Consider the following 22,503-nt stretch of genomic DNA (forward strand, 5'->3'; position numbering starts at 1 on the left):
CTTCCCCCTGCTCTTACCCCTTCCGTTTTATGCTCAGCACAAGAGCAGGCCCTGCTGTAAGGAGCTGAATGATGAAAGCTTACCCTTTACAGCTGACCCTGCCGATAGCCACGCACGTGTTCGGCGGTCAGCTTATCAAAACGCGCCTCGGCAAAGCCGGCCTGCCTGACGGGCGCGTTGCCGAAACCTGGGAAGTGAGCGATGTAGACGGCAAGATAGCGACGGTGAAAAACGGCGAGCTTGCCGGCATGAGCCTGCGCGAGCTGGCGCAGCGCTACCCGGAGGAGCTGGTCGGCCCCGGCTGGCGCGGCCCCCATTTCCCGCTGCTCACCAAATTTATCGACGGCAGCGGCATGTTGCCGGTTCACCTGCATGCTAATGATGAAACCGCGCAGCGTCTGGAGCAGCAGCCCAACGGCAAAACCGAAGCCTGGCATATTTTATGGGCGGCGGAAGGCGCGACTTGCCTTGCCGGCGTCAAGCCCGGCGTCAGCCGCGCGCAGTTGCGAAGCGCCCTGCTGGCGGAAGAGTACGATGCGGTTATGCACCGCCTGCCGGTGAGAACGGGCGACACCTTTTATATTCCAGGCGGCATGTTGCACGCTTTCGGCCCGGATACGCTGATTTACGAGATAGAGCAGACCTCGGATATTCAGCAGCACGCGATGCCGTGGCGCATGGAGGACGGCAGCGAGATTTCTCGTGCGGAACAGGAAAAGAATATCGATGCGCTGCTGGATGAGCTGCGCCCTGAGCTGACGACTGCGCCGCAACCGGGACTGGTGATTGAAGAGAGCCCGCATTTTTCACGGCGCGTCTGCTGCGCCGGGCCTTACTTCGCCCTTGAGCGCTGGCGCTTTTCCAGCGACAACGACTACACCTTCCGGGGCGCGCAAATCATCTCTAACCTTGGCGACCCGCTCACGCTTAAGGCGGCAGGCGAGTCGCTGACGCTGGGCCGGGCCGAAAGCTGCCTGCTTCCCGCCGCGCTTCGCAGAGTGACCTTTTGCGGCGCAGGCGAAATGCTGGTGGGCTACGTGCCGGATTTGGCGCGCGATATTATCGAACCGCTGCGGGCGCGGGGGTATAGCGAAAAAGAGACAGGCCGGCTGGGCGACGTGCAGGACACGCTGCGCTAAACCGTGTATTAAGCGAGCCGCTCCACGCGTGTTTCTCCTTCACTCATGGCAAGCTGATAGCGTGCGCAGGCGGTATGCTGCTGCACCAGCCGCGCCAGTTCCGGCGAGTGGCTGGTGAGCCAGATTTGCGTCCAGCGGCTCGCCTCGGCTATCAGCTTCGCGAGCGCAGGCAGCATTTGCGGATGCAGGCTGTTTTCCGGTTCGTTCAGGGCGATAAAGGCGGGTGGGCGCGGGCTTAACAAGGCCACCGCCAGGCAGAGAAAACGCAGCGTACCGTCGGAAAACTCGGCAGGTTCGAGCGGGCGCGTTAGCCCTTCGCGCTGCATCAGCAGTTGGAAGCGCCCGCCGGGGTTATCGCAATAAAAACGGCTGCCCGGAAAAGCGGCGTTCAGAATAGCGTTCAGTAAATCCTCATCGCCAATCTCAACGATGGTTTGAAAGGCGGCCGCAAGGTTCGCGCCGTCGCTTGCCAGCACAGGCGCGCGAAAGCCGACCTGCGGCTCGCGCAGCGGCGAGTTTCCGGATACCGCGAACTCATGATAAAAGCGCCAGTTGCGCAGCATCTCCCGCACCTGGGACACCTCCGGGTAGAGATGCGGCTCGCCAAGCTGCCCGAACACCGATTCGTTCTCATAAATCGCGCCGCTGTGCGTTACTTTCTCATGATGGATATTGCTCAGAAAGACCGCCTGGTTCTGGCGCTTCATGAGCAGTGCTGAAGGACGGCGGCGCTGATTGCTGAGCCAGATTTTCTCTTCTTTGATGACCGGGTCGAGCTGAAACAGCGTCGGGTAGGGCAGCTTTTCCACAAACCCCACCTGCAACTCATAGTCGTAATCATCCGTCTCTACGGCAAGAATCATCCGCCGTACGTCCTGCTGCCGGCTTCTGCCTGCCCACAGCGCGTTAAGGATGCCGCCTTCCCGTGATAACGCCTAGGAAAAAGCGCCCTGCGCTGCGCTGTGCATCAGCTGTATCGCTTTATAGATATTGGATTTGCCGCTGCCGTTGGGGCCAAAAACAATATTGAGCTGCTCGAGCTCCAGCGCAACACGGCGAAGCGAACGGTAGTTTTCGATATAAAGGCTTTTAATCATAACGTGGCGGCTGGGTGAGTGACGTTAACAGCTTAGCGGAAAAAGTGCGGAAAGACGCAGGGCGCCACGCCGGGCGCCCTCGGGTTTAGCTTTGCGGATTGATAAGCCAGGTGCCGGACTGCCCGATGGTGAGCCTCTGGCTGCGGATCTGGTCATGATTTTTCAACGTAAAGGCGTACTGGCCAGGCGGAAGCTGGAGCGCCGCGAAGCCGTTCGCCGCCGGCACCACCGCCTGCGGTTTGCCATTCAGCAACAGCTGTTCGCCTTCGCGAATGCGCACATACACCAGCGCCTGCTGTTCGCCGGTAGCGGCGGGCGGCTGCGCCGTCGCGGGCTGTTCTTGCGGACGGTCTGCGTCAGCCGTTTCCGGCTGAGCGTTCTGCGGCGCGCTACTGCTAAACAGCAGCCCGCCGATGATAATCCCGGCGACCACGCCTGCGACCACCATTCCCGCCGTCTGGTAACGTCTCCAGCCCGTCACGGCCACCTTATGCTCTTCCAGCGGAATGAGCATAGTGCCCGGCTTATCGGCATTCAGCAGGTCGTCGTGCCCGCCGACGGGGAGATCCACCAGCGCGGCAAACTCATCCACCGACTGCGGACGCCCCTCTTTTTTCAGCGCCAGCGCCCGGTCTATCGCCTGCAACAGCGAAAGCGAATAGCCTTCCGGCTTGCGCTCCGCCAGCGGCTGGTAGTTGTCCTGAAGGGAGCGCACCACGCTCACCGGCGGCGGCGAGCCGACAATCAGCGTATGCAGCACCGCCCCCAGCGCGTAGATATCCGTCCACGGGCCAAGCGCGTTTTCATCATCGTTATACTGCTCGACCGGCGCGTAGCCCGGACGCAGCAGCGTTTCGGTTTCATCGGTGACGTTGCCGATGCTGCGGCGGGCGGCGCCTGGGTCCAGCAGCACCGGCAGACCGTTTTCCTGCAACAGAATATTGTCCGGCGAAATATCCAGATGTTGATAACCCGCTTTGTGCAGTGCCCGCAACGCGCCAAACAGCATCGGCAGCAGGCGGCGGATAGCCGCTTCATCCAGTTTCTGCGGGTGCTGCTCGCGCAGGCGACCCAGCGTAACGCCTTCATAGAACAAAGAGACGATATAAGCGGTGTCGTTCTGCACCCAGAAACGCAGCACCTGCGCCAGCCCCGGATGATTAAAACGCGCCAGCAGGCGCGCCTCGTCGATAAAGCTGGTTAACCCGGCGCTGAAGGCTTTGCCAAAACGCTCGCCGCGAAGCCCGATGCTGAGGTCCGCTTTGCGCATGGCGAACGAGGCGGGCATAAACTCTTTTATGGCGACGGCGCGCTCAAGCTGGTGATCCCAGGCGCGATAAACGATGCCGAATCCGCCGCTGCCCAGCACCTCCTGAATCTCAAACTCATTAAACCGGTAACCGATCGGTAAGGCTTCAGATACTTTTTTGTTCGCGTTGTCCGTCATGTTGCAAGGTTCTCTTTAAGCAAGCCTGGCATCCGCCAGGCCCGGGTCACGCTCCGTGACAAAACGGCAGCGCGAAGCGTGATAATCGGCATTATTTAACGACCCGGTAAGCGCCTGCCGCCGGGTCGCGCAGCAGCGGCGAGAGCGAATCCACCAGCAGGATCTTCAGGCTCGCGCCGGGCTCCAGATAGCCGGACCAGACTTTGCGGATAGCCTCCAGCCGGGCGCGCAATCGCGCATCGTCGCTCGCCTGCGCGCGCGACATCTCTACCGCCACCGTGCCGTCCGCCAGCCAGCCGTTGAGCTCCGCAGAGTAAGGCAAAATCATCCAGCTTTGGTTGGCGCGCCCGTCGCTGACCACCATCCTTTCATTATTCACGGTGGTAATCAGCAGGCTGTCGGCGTCAGCCTGGGTATTCAGCCCGCTGACGGGGAAGCCATGCACGAAGGTCATGGTCATTTTCTTCTGGGTGTTGTGGCTCACCTGCACCACTTCGCTGCTGCCGTTCAGCCAGCCGCCTTTTTCGCATTTGCCGTCCGCCTTGGCCGGAATAAAGATAGCCGGCACGCTGGCGTTATCCTGCCAGAAGGTGCGCAGGTGGCAGCCATCCTGCAGCGTGAACTCCAGCCATGGCGTTCTGTCCGCCAGCGGCGAAAGATCTTCAGGACGGCCCGTCGGCGCCGCTTCGCCAGCCGTATCGGCTGCGGCGGCGGGCAGCACCACCGGCGTCCAGTCCGCCGTTTTACTGGCCGTACCCTGCGCCAGCAGGTCCCCTTCCGGCGAGGTAAACTGCCAGCGCACCACCGCGAGCTCCGCGCACTGGTTTTCCAGCAGCGCCCCAAGGCGCGGCATGAAGGTTTTCAGCAGCACGGGGCGCTTATCGCCATTCGCCACAATGCGCAGCGGCAGCTCCTTCGCGCACCAGCTTTGCGGCGTGTTGTCCGCCAGATCGTCTATCCAGACATCCAGCTTCTGCGAAGGAGATTGCACTATGCGGTAATTTTCCGCCTGCGCTGCTGCTGACAACGCCAGCAAGGCCAGACCGGGCAACCAAAATTTCATAAAAATCCTTGTAAGTCTGTAGCCATTACGAATGCTGAGCCGCCACGCGGCGCTCAGAGCGTTTCCGCTTCGCTCTGCGAATCTTTGTACTGGTTAACTTCCCGCTCGTAGGCCTGCAAAAAAGCCTCGCGGACCAGGGCATTCACTTCATTGCTGCCGCCCGCCGCGCTGCTGTGCTGGGCGACAAAGGCATCCCACAGCGCCGCCTTGCGGCTTACCGGCAACGCCAGGCGAAAGAGCGAGCCTTCGCGCATCGCCTCTTCCTCCAGCGCCTGCGGGTCGAAAGAAGCGAGCATCGCTTCGCTGGTGGCGTGCAGCCCGGAAATCATGCCAATCTGGTGCGCCTGAAGATCCACCAGCGCGTCATGTACGGCTTTGGTGGGCGGCATAAATCCCGGCATGGCGGTGGCAAACGCCTGCATTAATACCGATTTGCCGGATGGCAGCAACTTGAAAGGGTTATTGGCGTCATCCAGCATCATTGTCATGTCGGCTTTCACGTCGCGCTTAAGCATAGATCGCGAGGCGAGCAGCGCCACCGTTCCCTGCGCGAACATGCTGAGCATTTCCCCCAGCTGGCGCATTTTTTCGCTATCGAAACGGGGGACCGTATGAATGTCGTGAAGCCCTAATCCTTCCAGCAGCGCCGTCAACAGTTCGCCTTCCAGCACCTCGCCCTGCGCGTTCTCCGTCGTTTTAGCGGTTTCACGCGGCTGCGGCTGAATGCGCAGGCGGGCTTTGATAGCGGGCGACTCGCTATTTTCCTGCGACGCGCGCGCGGACTCGCTTGCCTCAGGCGCCGCGGCCGCCACCTGCGGCAACTGCCGGGAGATATTGTCCGCAACCGCGTAGTTTTTGATAAGGCTTTGCAATATCTCCGCAGGTACGGAGGTAGGCGCATTCTCAACGGCTACAGGCGCGGCGGGCTTTATCGGCGGCTCACCGCCCGCGCCCAGGCTTGCCAGTCGGCTTACCGGCTGGGTGTGCAAAATAAAATCGGCAATCTCAATGCTGTATTCCGCAATCGTCAGCCTGTCGCCATCCTGGAGCTCTGCCTGTTCGCCTTTTTCCAGCGGCTTGTTGTTGATAGCCATCGCCGCCGCGCCAAGGTTAGTGATGCGGCACTCGCCGTCCGGCGCGACATGAACCAGCGCCTGCAGGCGGGAAATCAGGCGGTCGTTATCCGGCAGCGCCAGATGGTTATCAGGCCCGCGGCCAATCGTGCCGCCCGGGGCGTTAAACTCGCAGCTGCCCTGCGGCGGCTTGTGGCCCGGTTTCACGGAAACGAGAGTGAATCGCATAACATTTTCCTGCCTGGTAATGTGCTGAGCAGCAACCCCTGCGGGTACTGAATCCTGCAAAAAGGTCCAATTGCGGCAGACGTCAGGCGCCTGCCTTCAGAATGGCAACGAAAAACGCCAGCATAGCCTGGCGTTGCGTTGTCTTATTGTTCTTCCCCTGCAACGGCGGAATTAGTCAATAATCCAGGTGCCGCTCGCGGCGTTCTTACAGGCTTTGCTGGCGCCATCCACCGCGACACAGGTTTTGCTGCTGGCGCGACGCGGACGCGGTCTGTCGCGGCGAACCGTCGCGTCATACTGCTCGCTTTTTACCACCGCGCGCGCAGGCACATAGCCAATCAGCTCTTCTTTGCCTTCATCGGCCAGCGCCATCCAGGAATGCTCCACCTGGCCCAGCACCTTATAGGTTTTGCCGTTATCCAGCTGGCGGATGACGTTGCCGCCGAAATCGGGTCGGCTCATTAACGAGGCCGGGTAAAGCGCCCGGTAATCCTGATTAACGGGTGTAAATTCCTGAGGCGGGGTTACCGCATACCGGTGAGTCAGGGTAACGCCATTCACCTGGCTGGTCACAATCGTGTCATCCGTCATGGGAGGACGCGCAGGCGCCATACAGCCGGAGAGGCCCAACGCAATGACCAGGACTACTACGCTTCGCATCATCATCAGCTTCTTCCATTGCAAACAGAATATCGTGCACAAGTAATATGCGCGGCAGGGCTTCGTTTTTTGTTAATTAACGCGCCCTGATAAAAACGGCTTAACGCGCCGCTGCGGGGTGCCGCGCACGCAATCGTTAACTCCCGCCCAGACTTTATCAAATAAGCCGCACAAGAGGCTGCTATTTTTAAGTGAGCGCTTAAGGAATTCAATACTCCCGGGCTCTCATTGTTGCATTCAGCCCGTACCGCTTCGCTTATCTAAAAAACGACATAAACCATTCATTAAAAAGCACTAATTACTTTAAAACAGTAATTCGCCGCCGCGTATTGAACGGCTATGTGCCGATTAAGGCGAATCTAATCTCTTTTTTTGGAACATAAAACCAAATAAAGAAAACGAGATTAAGTAAAAACGCAAAGCTTTAAAGCCCCGGTATTTCCCTCTGTAGAGAAAGCGTTTGCACCTGACGCCCACACAATATGTAGCCCAGGTAAAACAAAGCGTAAAGCGGGCTACATTAAGTGGTTGCATTAATTTTTTCGAATGAAAGAAAAAACCCGAAAAGGCAGAAAAAAAGTCTCTTTTCGCTAAGCTCAAAGAAGAGGCGAGCAGAAACAAAAAACCCCGCCGCTGGGGCAGGGTTTTTTCAGCTGTTTACGGGTGGTAGCCGTAAAGCACACTGTGTTACGTCAACTTTTTAACTATACGACGAATTGACCGCTATCGCAATTCTGCGCGCGGCGTGACAGTGGCTTTTCAACAGTATGATCCATGTTTCTTTTTCTTGTCCAGAAAATACTGTTAATTTATACAGTACCTATCTATACTGATTTTGCTGTCACAGCGTGCGAGACGGGGCCGCAACTTACGGGCGCGAAACAAGTCCTGGCTGAAACGGGTGGTGCCGTCAGTGCCTTAACCCCGTGAGAGCACACTGTGTTACGCCAACAAAGCAACTGGCAACAGGCAGCGGAGAGGTACGTCAGTTGCGTGCTCCTTGACCAGAGGAGACGCGTATGAGCGCTGTGGATTGGGTTATCCTCATCCTCAAACTCATGGTTGCGCTGCTGCAACTGCTTGATGCTGTCCTGAAGTACCTTCGGTAAACGCCTTCGGTAACTCAGGTTCAAGCCGCACCTAAGGGGGGCGGGCAACCGCCCCCCTTTAACACGGCTTCGCTACTCACAAAGCGGAAACAGGAGGGAAGGATGTCATCCATTATCGCCATCAGGCCAGTCACCCCTTACAGCGCTGATTTCGAGCGCCTGCGCGAGGAGAGCCAGGCGCTGGGTTTCAATATGCTTAATCGTCTTTCCACCCACTGGCTGGACGGCAGCAATCTCTTTTCCGCGCCGGGCGAAACGCTGCTCGGTGCTTTCCTCGGCGACGCGCTGGTCGGCGTCTGTGGGCTAAACCGCGACCCTTACGATGAAACGCCTCGCGCCGGACGCGTGCGCCATCTTTATGTCAGCCATCCGGTGCGCGGCGTGGGCGTCGGTCATGTGCTGCTCTCGTCGGTAACGCAACATGCGCGCGAGTTTTTTGACTACCTCAACATTCGCGCGCCGCAAACGGCATTCCGGTTTTACCAGCGCGCCGGTTTTACGCCGGTTGAAGCGCACCCGCAAATCACGCACCGCCTGGTGTTCTCCACGCTGTCCGCCGCATGATAAGGTAGCCTTTTTTCATAAGGAGCTGCCGGTGCGTTTTATTGTGGTGCGTCATGCGCAGTCGGAGTGGAACGAGCGCGGCCTCCTGCAGGGCCAGCGGGAGAGCGGCGTCAGCGCCCGCGGTCTGGCGCAGAATGAAGCCCTCCTCGACGCGCTCGAGGGTTACCGTATAGACGCGGTGCTGTCCTCGCCCGCCACGCGCGCCCTTTCTACCGCGCACGCCGTTGCCCAGCATCACGCGGCGCCGTTGCGTATTGACTCCCGTCTGCATGAACAACATCTTGGCGAGTTTCAGGGCATGATGATTCAGGATGTCCTGCGGCTGCATCCGCAAAGCGGCGGCGCGCTGCTGGCAGGTGATATCGACGCCGTTCCGGCGCACGGTGAGAGCGCCCGCCAGGCGGGCGAGCGGCTTTATCACGCCCTGCTGGACTACGCGCAGGCGCTGCCTGGCGAAACCGCCTGCGCCGTTACCCATGGCAATACCCTTGCCGCGCTGCTCTGGCGGCTGCATGGCGCAAAACTTGCCGACCCCTTTTCCCGTTACAGCCCGGCGAACGGCAGCTTTTCGCTGATCGAGGTTCACAATGGCGAACTGAGCGTCTTAAGCTGGGGCCACGCCACACATCTGCTGGCGGCCGGTTGTCTGTAAGACTGGCAATAAATCTTTCCAAAAGCCGTTTATAAAAGCTGCCTGCGCCCGGGCAGCATGACCGCCTTACTGACTGGCTAATCGCCTTTTTTACGGTATATTCCTCTCGCATTTTATTATTAACCAGACGCATCCTCTAAAAAAACCCAATGCGATTTGAATAATAACCATGAGAAAAATAGCGAATAGTCACCTGCTTCTAATGTTGATCCTGCTGACGGCCGTCGGTCAGATGGCGCAAACCATTTATATTCCCGCTATTGCGGATATCGCTCGCGATATGCACGTACGCGAAGGCGCGGTACAAAGCGTGATGGCGGCTTATCTGCTGACCTATGGCGCTTCGCAACTGGTTTATGGGCCGATTTCGGACCGCATCGGCCGCCGTCCGGTTATCTTCGCCGGTATGCTGATTTTTATGCTGGCGACGGTTATCGCCCTGCTGAGCCGCAACCTGACGGTATTGATTATCGCCGGCAGCTTGCAGGGCATGGGGACGGGGGTGGCGGGCGTCATGGCCCGCACGCTGCCGCGCGATCTTTACGCCGGACCGGCGCTGCGCCACGCCAATAGCCTGTTAAATATGGGTATTCTGGTTAGCCCGCTGCTGGCGCCGCTGCTCGGCGGCGTGCTGGACACCCTCTGGGGCTGGCGCGCCTGCTTCGCTTTTCTGCTCGCGCTGTGTGTTGTCGTCTCCTTCAGCATGTTCCGCTGGCTACCGGAAACGCGCCCGGCGCAGGCGCCGCGCGCCCGGCTGATCGCCAGCTATAAAACGCTGTTCGGCAGCGGCGCGTTTAACTGCTATCTGCTGATGTTGATTGGCGGACTGGCGGGCGTGGCGGTGTTTGAAGCCTGCGCGGGCGTGTTAATGGGCGCAGGGCTTGGATTTAACAGCCTGACGGTAAGCGTGCTGTTTATTCTGCCGATCCCGGCGGCTTTTTTCGGCGCCTGGTTTGCTGGTCGGCAGCACAAACGTTTTTCCACGTTGATGTGGCAGGCGGTCATAAGCTGCCTGCTGGCGGGTATAGCCATGTGGCTGCCGGGCTGGTTCGGCGTGATGACGGTCTGGACGCTGCTTATCCCCGCCGCGCTTTTCTTTTTCGGCGCGGGCATGCTTTTCCCGCTCGCCACCAGCGGCGCGATGGAGCCGTTTCCGTTTCTTGCAGGCACCGCTGGGGCGCTGGTGGGCGGCCTGCAAAACTGCGGCTCCGGGCTACTCGCCTGGTCATCCGCGCTGTTGCCGCAGGGCGGCCAGTCGAGCCTCGGCATGCTGATGACGGCGATGGGCTTGCTTATCCTGCTGTGCTGGCTGCCGCTGGCGCACCGCGAACGGCTGCATGGCCAGCCGGTTTAACGACGCTTTTCCCCGCCGCGCATTCCGGCGTTAACATCACCTGCAACAGCGGCTCCATGGCGGGCCGCCATGCACCCTCTTCCCCATCGTAAAAAAGGTTATCGGCGTTAAGGGCGTACGGAATTTTCGCCTTTTGCAGCTCGCAGGCCATGAAGTTCGCGAACGCCAGCGTGGAAGCGGACGGCGCGGCTTTGGTCGACTGTCCGGCGGACCAGCCGCCGACCCAGCTGGCGCGCCCCGTTTTTTGCTGCCAGCGCAGCGCGGCGTTGATACGCTCGCGAATCGCCGCTTTTTCCGCCGCGGTGCCGGAGGTCCAGGGATATTTGCCGTTCACCTTCTGCGGCCCCCAGGCAAAGATATGCCATTCGCCCAGCACGTAGCCGCGATTCTCGACAGGCAGCTTCAGGTTCGCCAGATCTTCCGGCGCGGCGTGCAGCCGCGGGGCGACAAAGACCATACGCTGCGGATCAACCGCGTGGATAGCCTTAATGGTTTTATCGTAAAGCCGGTTCAGTGCCTGCGGGTTATGGTTCAACCGCTCTGCCGGTTCGTAGATGAGATCAAACCCCAGCAGCGGATGCTCGCGGCCAAAATAGCGCGCCGTTTCGCTCCACCAGGCGACCACTTTCGCCTCGTTTTCACGATCCGGGTCGGACTTGAACGTCTCCGCCTGATAAGCGATAACCGGTACCACGCCATACTGCTCGCAGGCTTCGACAATTTTGCGCAGATGAATGAGCTTTTGCTCGTTGATCTCCCCTGCCACGCGAATGCGTATATGGCCAAGCCCTTTATCATGAAAATCGCGCACCGCCAGCGGGTCAAACTCGCGGATGCCGCGTTCGGTGCGCGCCCAGTCGACATCCATGCCGACGCCAAGCTGGGCGGCATAGCGCTGCGCCGTAAGCGGCGTGGCGGCGGGCGCATCGCTCGCCCAGACCGGCAGACAAAAGCAGAAGGCGGCAAGAGTAAGGAGCGGCTTCAACGTATCTTCCTTGCGAACAGGCGGAAAAAGCATTTTTAACATGATTTCTGTACGGCGGCTTAGCGCGATTGCAACAAAAGTTCACGCCCCGCTTATCAGCATAACAAGCTGGCCGAGATGCACCACCGCGAAGAGCAGGGCCAGCATACACACCGCCAGCGCTATCAACAGCTTAGCGTGCGCGGCGGCGGGGGTTAAAAAATCGCTGCGGGCGGTATCCATCACGTTGCGCTGACGGGCGTAACCGTAAAGCACGCCTGCCACAATGAAACCCGCGGCGATAGCCGCCCAGAACAGCATGCCCGCCTGCTGCCAGCTGTGGCGCAGCGCCAGCATCAGCAGCGCGCCGTAGCCAAGAAAGGTGCGAAACCAGGCAAGCGACGTGCGTTCCGGCTGCAGGCCCGGGTCGGCGATACGCCGCGCGCGGCGGCTATCGGCCATATATCACCATGACTATTACCGCGAGGGCGACCAGCAGCATCAGCAGGCTTATCCCCGCAAGCGCGCGGGTGTAGGGCAGATCGGCTTTCAGGCGCATCGCTTTTTCAACGTTCAGCCAGCGCAGATAGCCATAAAGGGCAAGCCCACCCGCAAACAGACAGAGCAGCAAGGCGACGCCCTCGCGCACCAGCGGCGAAGCGAGATCCGGCGCGAACTGATCAAGCCCCACGCCTGCGGCGAGAAACCCCAGCGCGGTGCGAATCCAGGCAAGAAAAGTGCGTTCGTTGGCCAGCGAAAAGCGGTAGTCCGGCGCTTCGCCGGTGCGGGAAAGTTTCATTGCGTCTCCTGTGCCGGGCTTTATCCCAAAAGTAAGCTATTTAAGCATAAGCGGGGAAAAGCTGCTCGCGCAGGACGCGCCGTGAGGAAAGGGGGAAAAGCGTATTAAAAAGGCCCCGCTACGGGGCCTTTTGATGATGCCATTACGGCAGTGATTAGCTGTTCTGGCTTTCGCTGTGGCTCAGCGCCGGGCGCTCGCCTTCGATGACGCGGTCGTCACTCAGCGCGCGCGGCTGGCCGATGGCGATGCGCTGCGGCGCCAGGGCTTCTGGCAGGTTACGCACCAGATCGATGTGCAACAGGCCGTTGACGAAGCTTGCACCGGACACTTCCATATGTTCAGCCAGGGTAAAACTCAGGCTGAAGGGTTGCAGCACCAGACCCTGATGCAGCCATTTCGGCTCGGTTTCCGGCTTCACCGGGTTGCCTTTGACGCTCAGGCGAGTGCCTTCCAGTTCCACGTCCAGATCTTCCTGACGGAAACCTGCTAACGCAAGGGTAATGCGGTAGTGGTTGTCGTCGCTTTTTTCGATGTTATAGGGCGGGAAGGTCTGGCTTTCACCGGCGTTCAGCATCGCGTTGGCCAGCTTGTCAAAGCCAATCCACTGACGGAAAAAGGGGGATAAATCATAGTTACGCATAACGTTTCTCCTTCTTTGAAGCGAGTTTTTACGGCCAGCGTATGCGGGCTGGCTGTGCTCCCGTTCGGCGAGCACGACTACAGTTAACGTGGGCCGCGAAAGCGTGCCCAGGGAAATTAGTTACCGATTTCGATACGGCGCGGTTTTTTCGCTTCCGGAATAACGCGCTCAAGGTCGATATAGAGCAGACCGTTCACCAGGTTCGCGCCACGTACGAAGATGTTTTCGGCGAGCTGGAATTTACGCTCGAAATTGCGCTCGGCGATACCCTGATACAGGTAGGTCCGTTCTTTCTGCTCCGGCGCATGGGAGCCTTTCACTACCAACAGGTTATCCTGCGCGGTGATCTCCAGTTCGCTCTCGGCGAAACCGGCCACAGCGATGGCGATACGGTAGTGGTTTTCATCCACCAGCTCCACGTTGTACGGAGGGTAGCCGCCGTTGCTCTGGCTCTGGTTGTTCTCAAGCAGGTTGAACAGACGGTCAAAACCGATGGCGGAACGATAAAGCGGGGATAAGTCAAAATTACGCATAACAACGAGCTCCTGAAATCAGCGAGATAAAAAGTAACGTCTTCCCGAAGGACAGACTGGCGTGACGCCAACACCCATGCGGCATGTTGCTCTTCGGTCACACCTGTAAAATGGGTTCGCCCATCCACTTTTCAAGAGGAATCGAGCCGGTTTTTTTGCGGTTTACATTTCTTTGCTTAGACTGGGTAGAGGAACTTTTTATCAAACTGCGACAGCCTCCACACAGCAGAGAAAGAGCGCTATTCATTCTGAACCGGGGACGTTATACCTCGGAGCCATACGGCAGAGCTGTCTATTCACCAATAAGAATGAACATGAAAAAGAGACTCAGGGTAGGGCTGTTCACCGTCGGAGCGATGGCGCTCAGCGGCTGTTCAAGCATGATGTCACATACTGGCGGCGGCGAGCAGGGCTATTACCCCGGTACTCGCAACAGCTACAAAATGCTGGTGGACGGCAACACCAGTTGGGGACTAAAACCGCTGGTGGCGCTTGATATGCCCTTTACGGTGGTGGCGGATACGCTGCTGGTGCCGTGGGACGCCTTTCGCACTGACAAATCGGTCAAAGCGCGGGTGGAAGAGAGCGAGAAAAAAAACTACGCCATTAACGCCGCCATTCCGCCCGCTATCTGAGTTAACACCCGGTTGCGGTCATCCAGAGCTGGCGGAAACCTGCCGTCTCCTGCATCCAGGCAATCTTTTCGCCATCCGGCGAGAACACCACCGCGTCGGCGGAAATTTCGCTCTCCTGAACAGGCGTTAACGGGGTGATGTTCCCTGTCTGCGCGTCGCACAATACGATGCGATTCTGCTGCACAAAACCCAGTGCCTCGCCGGAAGGATGCCAGTTAAAAGCCGACTGCACGCCCTGTTCGCCATGGGTAAGCTGTCGCGGCTCGCCGCCGTTGGGCGAGAGAAGCCACAGCTGCACCACGCCATTATCATCTTTCATTAAAAAAGCGAGCTCGCTGCCCTGCGGATTGCTGCGCACCCAGTGGCGCGGCGTGGTGGCAAGCCCCGGGTGGCGGCGCGCATGGGTAAACGTCAGGCGGCGCTGCATGACGCCCGCAGGCGGGGCGGGCATGGCGCTGTCGTCGCCCGGGAATGCCTGCTTCCACACCGCCTCGTCTTCAGGGAGATCAACGATAAACAGCTCCGGCACTTTTTCGCCGCTTGCCGAGAGCGTGTCGCCAATAAACGCCAGCGCCCGGCGCTGCAGGCTGCCATCCGCTTTCAGATAGCCGTGATGTCCCACCCAGCCCTCTTCATAGGCGCGGTTAATCTCGTCGCTGCCGGGGCGAGGCGCGGGCGTGGTGCGGCTTACCAGCGCGCACCAGCGGCTGCCGGCGTACTCACGCGGATGCTGGAAACCCGGCGTGACAGGCCCAAACGGCAGCGCCACGCCGACGTTGCGTAAATCAAGCTTCGGGTCGCGTTCATGCAGCACGTGATCGTTATAGGTAAAGCTCAGCCACGCGCCGTCCGGGCTAAACACATGCACATGGCTGCCGCCGCGCAGCGCGCCCGGCGTAAAAGGCGGCGTGATGTCCATGGCGTCCAGGTTCGTCGCCTGACCGTTTTCCACCACCACGCCGCGGCGATGATGGAAATCGTAGCGCCAGGCATCGTCAGGGTTTTCCGGGCCGTGAATAAAAACATACTGCGCTTTTTGTGGGTTAACCGTCACCACGCCCACATGCGCGCCCTGCGTAGCGCGGTAAATGACCGCGACCTCACCTGTTTCCACATTCACCTGTTCAATGGTTTCACCGGTAAACGAGGCGCCGGAAGGACGCACATCAAAGGCGAGCCAGCGGCTGTCCGGCGTCCAGGTATTGATATTGGTAAGCTGATGATGACGCGAGGCGAAAGTAAGCTGTTTCATAAATAAAAAACCCTGAAGCGAGAATCGCCTCAGGGTAAAAGATTTACGCAGAAAAACCTATCAGGGAACGGGCGTCACCAGCGGCGCGCCCGCAAACCAGGCGTGCACGTTCTCCAGCACCAGCCGGGACATCTCGCGACGCGTTTCCCAGGTGGCGCTCGCCATGTGCGGGGTAATCACCACGTTGTCGCGCTGTTGCAGCGCGGCGGGAACGTTGGGCTCGCTCGCGAAAACATCCAGCCCCGCGCCGGCGATAAGGTTGTTTTCCAGCGCGTGGACCAGCGCCGCCTCATCCACCACGCTACCGCGAGAGATGTTAACCAGCATGCCCTGTGGCCCCAGCGCCGCCAGCACGGACTGGTTGATAAGCCCACGCGTTTGCGCGCCGCCCGGGGCGCACACCATCAGAAAATCACTCTGCGTCGCCAGCTCATGCAGGTCGGCGACATAACGGTACGGCAGTGAGCGGTGATGATTGCGGTCGGTATAGCTGATTTCCATATCAAACGCCTGGGCGCGGCGCGCGATGGCCTGGCCGATGCGGCCCATGCCGAAAATACCCAGCCGCGCACCGGAGACTTTGCGCGTCCATTGAAAACCGCCCTGCCGCCAGCCACCCTGCTCGATGAACTTTTGCGCCGCGACGATTTTGCGCGACGTCGCCAGCATCAGCCCCATCGCCAGGTCCGCCACATCGTCAGTCAGTACGCCCGGCGTGTGGGTAACCTGCACGCCATGATCCCGCGCCGCCGCCACGTCCACGCCATCGTAGCCGACGCCAAACACCGTGATAAGCTTCAGCGCGGGCAGCGAGGCGATGAATTCGCGTGTCACCACCGCTTCGCCATTGGTGATAACCACCGTGATTTCATCCGCAATGGCGGCGAGATCGGCGGCGGTCATCTGCGCCAGTTCGCGCAGATCGTAGTGCTCGCTCAGTTCCGCAGTCAGCGCATCGGGCAGGTAAGCTTGCTTAAGTACTTTCTGTTTCATGTTCCTTCCTTAAGAGAGACGGGAGGCGGGCTGTTCCGCAGCGCGAGAATGCGTCGGGCGCGACACCAGAATGCCGATAACGCCGCCGATAATGAGCGCCACCGCCACAATCAGCAGCCCGTAGTGATAGCTGTTGGTCATGTCTTTGATTTTGCCAAGAAGGGGCGGCAGCCCCAGGCCGACAAAGTTCGCCACAGTATTGATAAAAGCGATGGACGCCGCCGCCGCCACGCCCGCCAGCTTCTCGGTGGTGACCGCCCAGAAAATAGGCGTAAGCGCGAAGTTGAAGCCCACCGTCAGCACCAGCAGCCCATACGCCACCAGCAGGTTGCTGGAGTAAATGGCAATGGCGAGCGAAAGGCCGGAGATAATCAACGGCAAACCAAGGTGCCAGGAGCGTTCGTTGGTGGTGTCCGAATGGCGGCCGTTGAGATACATAAACAGGCAGGCGGCGATAAACGGCACCGCAGAGAGCAGGCTTATTACGATGTTGCTCTGCTCGCTTGCCATGCTCTTGATGATTAGCGGCAGGAAAAGCGTAATGCCGATGGAGCCGAACGCCTGCAGGAACCAGACCAGGCTCAACAGCAGCACGGTTTTGTTTTTTAGCGCGCTAAGCCAGCTATGGTTACTGCCAACCTCCACACTCGCGTTATCCCGCGCGAGCTGCGCCTTCAGCCAGCCTTTCTGCTCAGTAGAGAGCCATGGCGCATGGTCCGGCGTTTGCGGCAGGCGCCACAGCACCAGAACGCCGAGCACGATGGCCGGCACGCCCTCAATAGCGAACAGCCAGCGCCAGCCGGCGATATCGGCGATGCCGTGCATGTTCAGTATGGTGCCGGAAATCGGCAGGCCGATAATCGACGCCATCACCGAGCCCATATAGAAGAAGGACATGGCCCGCGCGCGGTTGCTTTTCGGGAACCAGCAGGAGATGTAATAGATGATGCCCGGCGTAAAGCCCGCTTCCGCCATGCCGAGCAAAAAGCGCATCACGTAAAGCTGGGTCGGGGTTTGCACCAGCGACATCCCGGCGCTGACGATGCCCCAGGTTATCATGATGCGCGCAATCCAGACCCGCGCGCCGACTTTGGTCATGATGACGTTGCTGGGAATTTCGAAAATAATGTAGGAGATATAGAACATTCCCACGCCGAGGCCATACATGCTGGCGCTCAGCCCGAGGTCGGCGTTCATTTGCAGCGCCGCGATGGAGATATTGGTTTTATCAAGGTTGGCAACGAAGTAGCAGATGATAATGAAAGGAATTATCTTCGCGTTAAGCTGCCGTAAGGTCGTAGTGTACAGATCGGTATTCATAGCAGAACCCTCTCAGTTGGCCGCTCGTGGCGGCCGGTTAGTTATAATGTTGAACGGTTACCGCCCGGCGCGATGCTGACAACCGGACGGTAACGCTTGTAATGCACTCCCTCGCCTGTTTTCACCTTCTCTCTTAACGGGCCTTAGCCTACGCGCTTCACCTCCCCCACCAGCAGGATGTAAGAGAGCGCGCCAATGAGCGCCACCACGGAGATGTAAACCAGCGCCGGACCGAAACCGTAATCCTGCGCCAGATAGCCAATCACCAGCGGCACGGTGATGCCGCCAAGGCCGCCGACAAAGTTGAACACCCCGCCGGTCAGGCCAATCAGGCGCATCGGCGCAAGCGAGGAGACCAGCGACCAGGTGATAGAGGCGAAGCCGTTGCCGAAGAACGCCACCGCCATCAGCGTCATGATCCACACCGGGTCATTGGTGTAGTTGGCGCCCATGATGCAAGTGGAGATGAGAAGGCCGCAGATGATGGGCGTTTTACGCGCCGCGCCCAGCGAGAAGCCTTTTTTCACCAGCTTGTCCGCGAGCCAGCCGGAGAGCAGCACGCCGAAGAAGGCGGCGAGGAACGGCACGGTGGTCATAAAACCAGCCTTCAGCGCCGTGATGCCTTTCTCCTGGGTGAGATAGTTCGGGAACCAGGTCAGGAAGAACCAGAGCGTGGAGGTCACCGCGAACTGGCCGAGGTAAACGCCAATCAGCTTGCGGTGAAAGACCTGTTTCCAGTCGGCGCGGCTCAGCGGCTGGCGCTCGGTTTTGGTGGCTGGCGCGTCGCCATCCACCAGACCGCCGCCTTCGCGAATGTAATCCAGCTCCGCCTTGCTGAGGCTTTTAGTCAGGCGCGGCGGCTGGTAGACCTTAAACCAGATGAGCGACCAGATAATGCCGACGCCGCCGGTAATGATGAAGACCCAGTGCCAGCTCAGCGCTTCCTGGATCCAGATAAGCATTGGCGTAAGGAAGGCCAGGCCGACGAACTGCCCGGAGGTGTAAAAGCCCACCGCCGACGCGCGCTCCTGCTCCGGGAACCAGCTTGTTACCATACGGTTGTTCGTCGGAAACGCGGGCGCTTCAAACACGCCGGTAATGGCGCGCAGGCCAATTAGTGACATGAGGCCAGTGGCGAAGCCCTGGAACAGCGTGGCGACCGACCAGCCGAAAATGGCGATGAAATAGGTCAGGCGCGAACCTACGCGGTCAAGGAACCAGCCGCCCGGGATCTGGCAGAGCGTATAAAGCCAGGCAAAGGCGGAAAAGACGTAACCCATTTCCGCTTTCGTAATGCCGAACTCTTCCTGAATATGTGCTGAAGCCACCGCCAGGTTGGCGCGGTCGACATAACAAATCACGACCGTAATAAAGATCATGACCAGCGTAAGGTAGCGCCGACGTCCGGTTTTTACGGCGGTTACAGGAATATCCATAATACTCGGTCTCCGGATTTTGGCATGGCGAGACCCCTCACCATGCCCTGTAGATTACAGAGGGTGATGTAATAAATTTTTTATTTAATAAACGCTAAATCATTTGTGCCGGGGGAAAGCGGCACGTTTATAAATCCTCAGGAACTTACAAAAGTAAGTGACCAGGGCGAATTAACGCAGCCAACGCCGTTGCAGCGCGAAGTATGACGCGCATTACCATTCAGCGACCGAACCATCATCATGCCGCCATAACGGGTTGCGCCAGTCCACCGTGTTTCGGCTGCGCTCAATAACCTGTTCTTCGTCGATTTCCACGCCGAGGCCTGGCTTCATTAATGGATAGAAATAACCACCGTCCATTTTGAAATCGTCTTTATTTTTCACAAAGTCGAGCAACTCGGCACCCTGGTTATAGTGGATGCCCATGCTCTGCTCCTGGAATACGGCGTTGCGCGAGACAAAGTCCACGTGCAGACAGGCAGCGAGCGCAATCGGTCCCAGCGGGCAGTGCGGCGCAAGGCCCACGTCATAAGCTTCCGCCATCGCAGCGATTTTAAAGCACTCGGTAATACCGCCCGCGTGAGAGAGATCCGGTTGCAGAATGGCAAGTCCGCCCGCGTCCAGCACGCGTTTAAATTCAAAGCGCGAGAACATACGTTCGCCCGCGGCAATTGGAATGGACGTTTGCTCAGCAAGCTTCGGATAATATTCCGCCTGTTCCGCCAGCACCGGCTCTTCAATAAATAACGGGCGGTAAGGTTCCAGCTCTTTAATTAATATTTTCGCCATCGGCGCGCTGACGCGACCGTGGAAATCAAGGCCAAATTCAATATCCATGCCGAACGCTTCGCGAATTTGCGCCACGGTATTTACGGCGGCATCCACTTTGCGCGCATTATCAATGACGCCTAACTCTTCGCAGCCGTTTAATTTAAAGGTGTCGAAACCGATTTTACGCAGCGTTTCGATACCCGCGATCGCTTCCGCGGGGCGGTCGCCGCCAACCCAGCTGTAGGCTTTAATTTTATCGCGCACCAGGCCGCCCATTAATTGCCATACCGGGGCGTTAAGCACTTTGCCTTTAATATCCCACAGCGCCTGATCGATACCGGCGATGGCGCTCATCAGAATAGGGCCGCCGCGATAAAAACCGCCGCGGTACATAACCTGCCACAGATCGTTAATCCGCGCCGGGTCCTGGCCAATCAGGTATTCGCCCAGCTCATGCACCGCCGCTTCCACGGTGCGGGCGCGGCCTTCAATGACCGGCTCGCCCCAGCCCACAACGCCTTCGTCAGTTTCAATCTTCAGAAACATCCAGCGGGGCGGTAAACGGTATGTCGTTAGTTTGGTGATTTTCATTGCACTGCCTCTCGATACGCCTTAACAAATGCTTTTGCCTGCTCCGCGGTGCGCTCAACGGATTGCCCCGCGCGGTATAAATCGCTGCCAAGCCCCGCGCCGACGCAGCCCGCTTTCAGCCACACCGCCAGGTTTTCCGGCGTGACGCCGCCCACGGCGAAGACCGGGATGTCCGGCGGCAGCACCGCTTTTAACGCCTTGATGTAATCCGGGCCGAATGCCGAGGAGGGGAAAATTTTCAGCGACTGGGCGCCAGCGTCGATGGCGTTAAACGCCTCTGTCGCCGTGGCGCAGCCGGGGCAAACCGTCATGCCGTAGCCTACCGCGCGGCGGATAACTTCCGGCTGAATGTTTGGCGTGACGAGAAGCTGGCAGCCCATTTCCGCCAGTTCGTCCACCTGCTCAGGCTTGAGTACGGTGCCGGCGCCAATCAACGCCTTATCGCCAAAGGCGTTGACCATGGCGGGAATGCTGGTGCGCCAGTCCGGCGAGTTAAGCGGGATTTCCACCGCCTCGAACCCGGCGTCGATAACCGCCGCGACGTGCTCATGCGCCTCTTCGGGCTTGATGCCGCGTAAGATAGCGATGAGCGGAAGCCTATTCTGCCACTGCATGAGCGATACTCCTTATGCCTGCCTGAAATGCGGCGTCGCCCTCAAGCGTCTGCGCCTGGAAGCCCAGGGCGTTCAACGCCTGCTGGTAGCGCCCGGCGAGCGCCGGACTGGCGACGATAGTTAATGGCTGCTGACGGTCTGGCTGCCAGAGACGAGTCATGCTCGCCGCTTCATTGCCAATCAGCAGCCCGGAAAGAAATTCACTGACGTGCTCGCGCGCAAGGCTGCCCAGCACATGGCCTGCGCGCACTTCGAACAGACGGGCCAGCGGCGCGTCGGTTTCCAGCCCCTGCACCAGCCCCGCCTGAAAAGCGTCCGCATTAAGCTGCTGCTCCGGCAGGCCGACGCCGATAAGCGATTGCTTCAGCAACAGGTGATGCAGCTCACCGGTCATCACGGTGCGAAAATCATGAACCTGCTCGTTATCCGCCTGCACCCATTTGCAGTGGGTGCCGGGCATGATGTAGAGCGGCGCAGGCTGAAGCGCGCGGGCGCCGAGCAGTTGCGTCTCTTCACCGCGCATAACGTTGCGGTTATCTTCGCGCTGCACGCACAGGCCGGGAATGATAAAAACGTGTTCCGCAGCCGTGGTGAGCTGCGCGCCAAACTCCGAGAAGCGGGCCGGGCAAGGCAGATAAGGGGCGATTTTCCAGCCCGCGTTGCTGCCCACCATGCCCGCCATCAGTACGGGGGTGCTTTCGTCACGCCACCCTTCGGTGATTTCCGCCAGCACCGCTTCGGGCGTTCTGCCATTAAGACGGGTAACGCCCGCTTCCGATTTTCTGCTCTCCAGACACGCCCCGCCCTGATAAAGCCAGGCGCGAAGGTTGGTTGATCCCCAGTCGATAGCGATGTAGCGAGATGTCATGTGATTTCCTTGAGTCGTCGGGTGGAGCTGGCGATCATGGTGAGCGCCGCCTGCTCCGCCGCATCGCCGTCCTGATGCCGAATCGCATCGTATAGCGCCTTATGTTCCTGCAGGGTTTTCGGCATGTTCGCTTCATCCCCCATCCACGTTCGTTCAAACACCGCGCGTTGCAGGGAGCTAATGGCCACGCTCAGCTGCTGCAAAAGCGGGTTATGCACCGAGGCCAGCACCGCTTCGTGATAGCGAATATCCGCTTCGTTAAAAGCGTCGCGATTCTGGTTATTGGCGATCATGTCGTTAAGCGCGAGCTCGATTTGCGCCAGGTCGCTTGACGTGGCGCGCTCCGCCGCCCAGCGGGCGATAGCGGGCTCCACCAGATTTCGCACCTCGCTCATCGCCGCGATAAGCCGCGGGTCGTCGTCATGCTCCAGCGCCCATTGCAGCACCTCGGTATCGAGGAAATTCCACTGGTTGCGGGGCGCGACAAACGCGCCGCGATAGCGCTTCATCTCAATCAGTCGTTTCGCCATCAGCGAACGGAATACTTCACGGATAATGTTGCGCGAAGTCTCAAACTCTTCGCACAGATCCGTTTCCGCCGGTAACGCCGACCCGGGAACATACTTCCCGCTGACAATCTGGCGACCCAGCGTAACGATAATGCGGTCGGTTTTAGTGAGGGTCATGATGATTCCTTAAAC

The 22,503-nt window shown here is 59.1% G+C and carries 22 protein-coding genes and 2 pseudogenes; 6 read left to right on the forward strand and 18 right to left on the reverse strand.

Translation table 11 applies throughout. From position 1 onward, the window contains the following. Positions 1–68 precede the first annotated feature (68 nt). Complete coding sequence (locus IEX01_RS19240; protein ID WP_229701880.1) at positions 69–1,139, forward strand: class I mannose-6-phosphate isomerase; 1,071 nt, start codon at positions 69–71, stop codon at positions 1,137–1,139. An 8-nt stretch (positions 1,140–1,147) separates the two neighbouring features. On the opposite strand, the pseudogene IEX01_RS19245 reads toward IEX01_RS19240, so the two are convergent. The 5 genes and pseudogenes from IEX01_RS19245 to IEX01_RS19265 form a co-directional block, all read right to left on the reverse strand. Further along, positions 1,148–2,236: pseudogene (locus IEX01_RS19245) on the reverse strand (AAA family ATPase). Positions 2,237–2,321: 85 nt separating this feature from the next. Further along, a complete protein-coding gene (locus IEX01_RS19250; RefSeq protein WP_188724378.1) occupies positions 2,322–3,683 on the reverse strand; it encodes a serine/threonine protein kinase in 1,362 nt (453 codons plus the stop codon). A gap of 91 nt (positions 3,684–3,774) precedes the next feature. After that, positions 3,775–4,746: a hypothetical protein gene (locus IEX01_RS19255; protein ID WP_024556799.1), complete on the reverse strand. Its 972-nt coding sequence runs from the start codon at positions 4,744–4,746 to the stop codon at positions 3,775–3,777. 53 nt (positions 4,747–4,799) lie between these two features. Then, a complete protein-coding gene (tagH, locus tag IEX01_RS19260; protein ID WP_024556800.1) occupies positions 4,800–6,047 on the reverse strand; it encodes a type VI secretion system-associated FHA domain protein TagH in 1,248 nt (415 codons plus the stop codon). A 171-nt stretch (positions 6,048–6,218) separates the two neighbouring features. After that, a complete protein-coding gene (locus IEX01_RS19265; RefSeq protein WP_024556801.1) occupies positions 6,219–6,713 on the reverse strand; it encodes a hypothetical protein in 495 nt (164 codons plus the stop codon). Positions 6,714–7,726: 1,013 nt separating this feature from the next. Here IEX01_RS19265 and tisB point away from each other — a divergent pair. From tisB to emrD, 4 genes are all read left to right on the forward strand, one after another. Continuing rightward, positions 7,727–7,816 (forward strand): type I toxin-antitoxin system toxin TisB, encoded by a 90-nt coding sequence (gene tisB, locus IEX01_RS19270; RefSeq protein WP_034881899.1) that lies wholly within the window; start codon positions 7,727–7,729, stop codon positions 7,814–7,816. 102 nt (positions 7,817–7,918) lie between these two features. Next, a complete protein-coding gene (locus IEX01_RS19275) occupies positions 7,919–8,380 on the forward strand; it encodes a GNAT family N-acetyltransferase (protein WP_024556802.1) in 462 nt (153 codons plus the stop codon). 31 nt (positions 8,381–8,411) lie between these two features. Then, entirely contained in the window at positions 8,412–9,032 is a 621-nt protein-coding gene (locus IEX01_RS19280; RefSeq protein WP_024556803.1) for a histidine phosphatase family protein, read from the forward strand. Positions 9,033–9,201: 169 nt separating this feature from the next. Beyond that, positions 9,202–10,386 (forward strand): multidrug efflux MFS transporter EmrD, encoded by a 1,185-nt coding sequence (gene emrD / locus IEX01_RS19285; RefSeq protein WP_188724379.1) that lies wholly within the window; start codon positions 9,202–9,204, stop codon positions 10,384–10,386. On the opposite strand, the gene IEX01_RS19290 is transcribed toward emrD, so the two are convergent. From IEX01_RS19290 to ibpA, 5 genes are all read right to left on the reverse strand, one after another. Further along, positions 10,325–11,404, reverse strand: coding sequence for a cellulase family glycosylhydrolase (locus IEX01_RS19290; protein WP_029696972.1), 1,080 nt, complete (start codon positions 11,402–11,404; stop codon positions 10,325–10,327). The two genes, emrD and IEX01_RS19290, sit on opposite strands and share 62 nt — an antisense overlap. Before the next feature lie 48 nt (positions 11,405–11,452). Beyond that, entirely contained in the window at positions 11,453–11,812 is a 360-nt protein-coding gene (locus tag IEX01_RS19295; protein WP_024556806.1) for a DUF202 domain-containing protein, read from the reverse strand. Further along, positions 11,802–12,149 carry a YidH family protein gene (locus tag IEX01_RS19300; protein WP_024556807.1) on the reverse strand — a complete coding sequence of 116 codons (348 nt, stop codon included), beginning with the start codon at positions 12,147–12,149 and terminating at the stop codon, positions 11,802–11,804. Before IEX01_RS19300 ends, IEX01_RS19295 begins: the two co-directional genes overlap by 11 nt. A gap of 154 nt (positions 12,150–12,303) precedes the next feature. Further along, complete coding sequence (gene ibpB / locus IEX01_RS19305; protein ID WP_024556808.1) at positions 12,304–12,789, reverse strand: small heat shock chaperone IbpB; 486 nt, start codon at positions 12,787–12,789, stop codon at positions 12,304–12,306. A gap of 116 nt (positions 12,790–12,905) precedes the next feature. After that, entirely contained in the window at positions 12,906–13,322 is a 417-nt protein-coding gene (gene ibpA, locus IEX01_RS19310; protein WP_024556809.1) for a small heat shock chaperone IbpA, read from the reverse strand. A gap of 308 nt (positions 13,323–13,630) precedes the next feature. Between ibpA and IEX01_RS19315 the strand changes: the two genes are divergently transcribed. Next, a complete protein-coding gene (locus IEX01_RS19315; protein ID WP_024560866.1) occupies positions 13,631–13,957 on the forward strand; it encodes a YceK/YidQ family lipoprotein in 327 nt (108 codons plus the stop codon). A 1-nt stretch (position 13,958) separates the two neighbouring features. On the opposite strand, the gene IEX01_RS19320 is transcribed toward IEX01_RS19315, so the two are convergent. The 8 genes and pseudogenes from IEX01_RS19320 to dgoR form a co-directional block, all read right to left on the reverse strand. Further along, the gene (locus IEX01_RS19320; RefSeq protein ID WP_188724380.1) at positions 13,959–15,209 is read right to left on the reverse strand and encodes a YidR family protein; all 1,251 of its coding nucleotides are present in this window, start codon (positions 15,207–15,209) and stop codon (positions 13,959–13,961) included. Positions 15,210–15,269: 60 nt separating this feature from the next. Next, positions 15,270–16,202: a 2-hydroxyacid dehydrogenase gene (locus IEX01_RS19325; RefSeq protein WP_188724381.1), complete on the reverse strand. Its 933-nt coding sequence runs from the start codon at positions 16,200–16,202 to the stop codon at positions 15,270–15,272. Between the two features lie 9 nt (positions 16,203–16,211). After that, positions 16,212–17,522, reverse strand: coding sequence for an MFS transporter (locus tag IEX01_RS19330; protein WP_188724382.1), 1,311 nt, complete (start codon positions 17,520–17,522; stop codon positions 16,212–16,214). 143 nt (positions 17,523–17,665) lie between these two features. Continuing rightward, positions 17,666–19,002, reverse strand: a pseudogene (locus IEX01_RS19335) (MFS transporter). Positions 19,003–19,171: 169 nt separating this feature from the next. After that, the gene (gene dgoD, locus IEX01_RS19340; RefSeq protein ID WP_024556815.1) at positions 19,172–20,320 is read right to left on the reverse strand and encodes a galactonate dehydratase; all 1,149 of its coding nucleotides are present in this window, start codon (positions 20,318–20,320) and stop codon (positions 19,172–19,174) included. Continuing rightward, positions 20,317–20,934 carry a 2-dehydro-3-deoxy-6-phosphogalactonate aldolase gene (locus IEX01_RS19345; RefSeq protein ID WP_024560864.1) on the reverse strand — a complete coding sequence of 206 codons (618 nt, stop codon included), beginning with the start codon at positions 20,932–20,934 and terminating at the stop codon, positions 20,317–20,319. The genes dgoD and IEX01_RS19345 overlap by 4 nt, the downstream gene beginning before the upstream one ends. After that, positions 20,918–21,802: a 2-dehydro-3-deoxygalactonokinase gene (locus tag IEX01_RS19350; protein ID WP_188724383.1), complete on the reverse strand. Its 885-nt coding sequence runs from the start codon at positions 21,800–21,802 to the stop codon at positions 20,918–20,920. Before IEX01_RS19350 ends, IEX01_RS19345 begins: the two co-directional genes overlap by 17 nt. Beyond that, on the reverse strand, positions 21,799–22,488 hold the full coding sequence (gene dgoR / locus IEX01_RS19355) for a D-galactonate utilization transcriptional regulator DgoR (RefSeq protein ID WP_188724384.1): 690 nt from the start codon (positions 22,486–22,488) through the stop codon (positions 21,799–21,801). The genes IEX01_RS19350 and dgoR overlap by 4 nt, the downstream gene beginning before the upstream one ends. Positions 22,489–22,503 lie beyond the last annotated feature (15 nt).

The sequence above is a fragment of the Franconibacter daqui genome (assembly GCF_014644275.1).
Taxonomy (GTDB): domain Bacteria; phylum Pseudomonadota; class Gammaproteobacteria; order Enterobacterales; family Enterobacteriaceae; genus Franconibacter; species Franconibacter pulveris.

Bases quoted from the DNA above. Each gene is read 5' to 3' on its own strand.
- IEX01_RS19330 (WP_188724382.1), bottom strand. From the start codon at position 17,522: ATGAATACCGATCTGTACACTACGACCTTACGGCAGCTTAACGCGAAG.
- IEX01_RS19290 (WP_029696972.1), bottom strand. From the start codon at position 11,404: ATGCTTTTTCCGCCTGTTCGCAAGGAAGATACGTTGAAGCCGCTCCTT.
- IEX01_RS19240 (WP_229701880.1), top strand. From the start codon at position 69: ATGATGAAAGCTTACCCTTTACAGCTGACCCTGCCGATAGCCACGCAC.
- IEX01_RS19325 (WP_188724381.1), bottom strand. From the start codon at position 16,202: ATGAAACAGAAAGTACTTAAGCAAGCTTACCTGCCCGATGCGCTGACT.
- IEX01_RS19255 (WP_024556799.1), bottom strand. From the start codon at position 4,746: ATGAAATTTTGGTTGCCCGGTCTGGCCTTGCTGGCGTTGTCAGCAGCA.
- tagH (WP_024556800.1), bottom strand. From the start codon at position 6,047: ATGCGATTCACTCTCGTTTCCGTGAAACCGGGCCACAAGCCGCCGCAG.
- ibpB (WP_024556808.1), bottom strand. From the start codon at position 12,789: ATGCGTAACTATGATTTATCCCCCTTTTTCCGTCAGTGGATTGGCTTT.
- dgoR (WP_188724384.1), bottom strand. From the start codon at position 22,488: ATGACCCTCACTAAAACCGACCGCATTATCGTTACGCTGGGTCGCCAG.
- IEX01_RS19300 (WP_024556807.1), bottom strand. From the start codon at position 12,149: ATGAAACTTTCCCGCACCGGCGAAGCGCCGGACTACCGCTTTTCGCTG.
- ibpA (WP_024556809.1), bottom strand. From the start codon at position 13,322: ATGCGTAATTTTGACTTATCCCCGCTTTATCGTTCCGCCATCGGTTTT.
- IEX01_RS19320 (WP_188724380.1), bottom strand. From the start codon at position 15,209: ATGAAACAGCTTACTTTCGCCTCGCGTCATCATCAGCTTACCAATATC.
- IEX01_RS19350 (WP_188724383.1), bottom strand. From the start codon at position 21,802: ATGACATCTCGCTACATCGCTATCGACTGGGGATCAACCAACCTTCGC.
- IEX01_RS19295 (WP_024556806.1), bottom strand. From the start codon at position 11,812: ATGGCCGATAGCCGCCGCGCGCGGCGTATCGCCGACCCGGGCCTGCAG.
- IEX01_RS19265 (WP_024556801.1), bottom strand. From the start codon at position 6,713: ATGATGATGCGAAGCGTAGTAGTCCTGGTCATTGCGTTGGGCCTCTCC.
- dgoD (WP_024556815.1), bottom strand. From the start codon at position 20,320: ATGAAAATCACCAAACTAACGACATACCGTTTACCGCCCCGCTGGATG.
- tisB (WP_034881899.1), top strand. From the start codon at position 7,727: ATGAGCGCTGTGGATTGGGTTATCCTCATCCTCAAACTCATGGTTGCG.
- emrD (WP_188724379.1), top strand. From the start codon at position 9,202: ATGAGAAAAATAGCGAATAGTCACCTGCTTCTAATGTTGATCCTGCTG.
- IEX01_RS19315 (WP_024560866.1), top strand. From the start codon at position 13,631: ATGAACATGAAAAAGAGACTCAGGGTAGGGCTGTTCACCGTCGGAGCG.
- IEX01_RS19345 (WP_024560864.1), bottom strand. From the start codon at position 20,934: ATGCAGTGGCAGAATAGGCTTCCGCTCATCGCTATCTTACGCGGCATC.
- IEX01_RS19275 (WP_024556802.1), top strand. From the start codon at position 7,919: ATGTCATCCATTATCGCCATCAGGCCAGTCACCCCTTACAGCGCTGAT.
- IEX01_RS19250 (WP_188724378.1), bottom strand. From the start codon at position 3,683: ATGACGGACAACGCGAACAAAAAAGTATCTGAAGCCTTACCGATCGGT.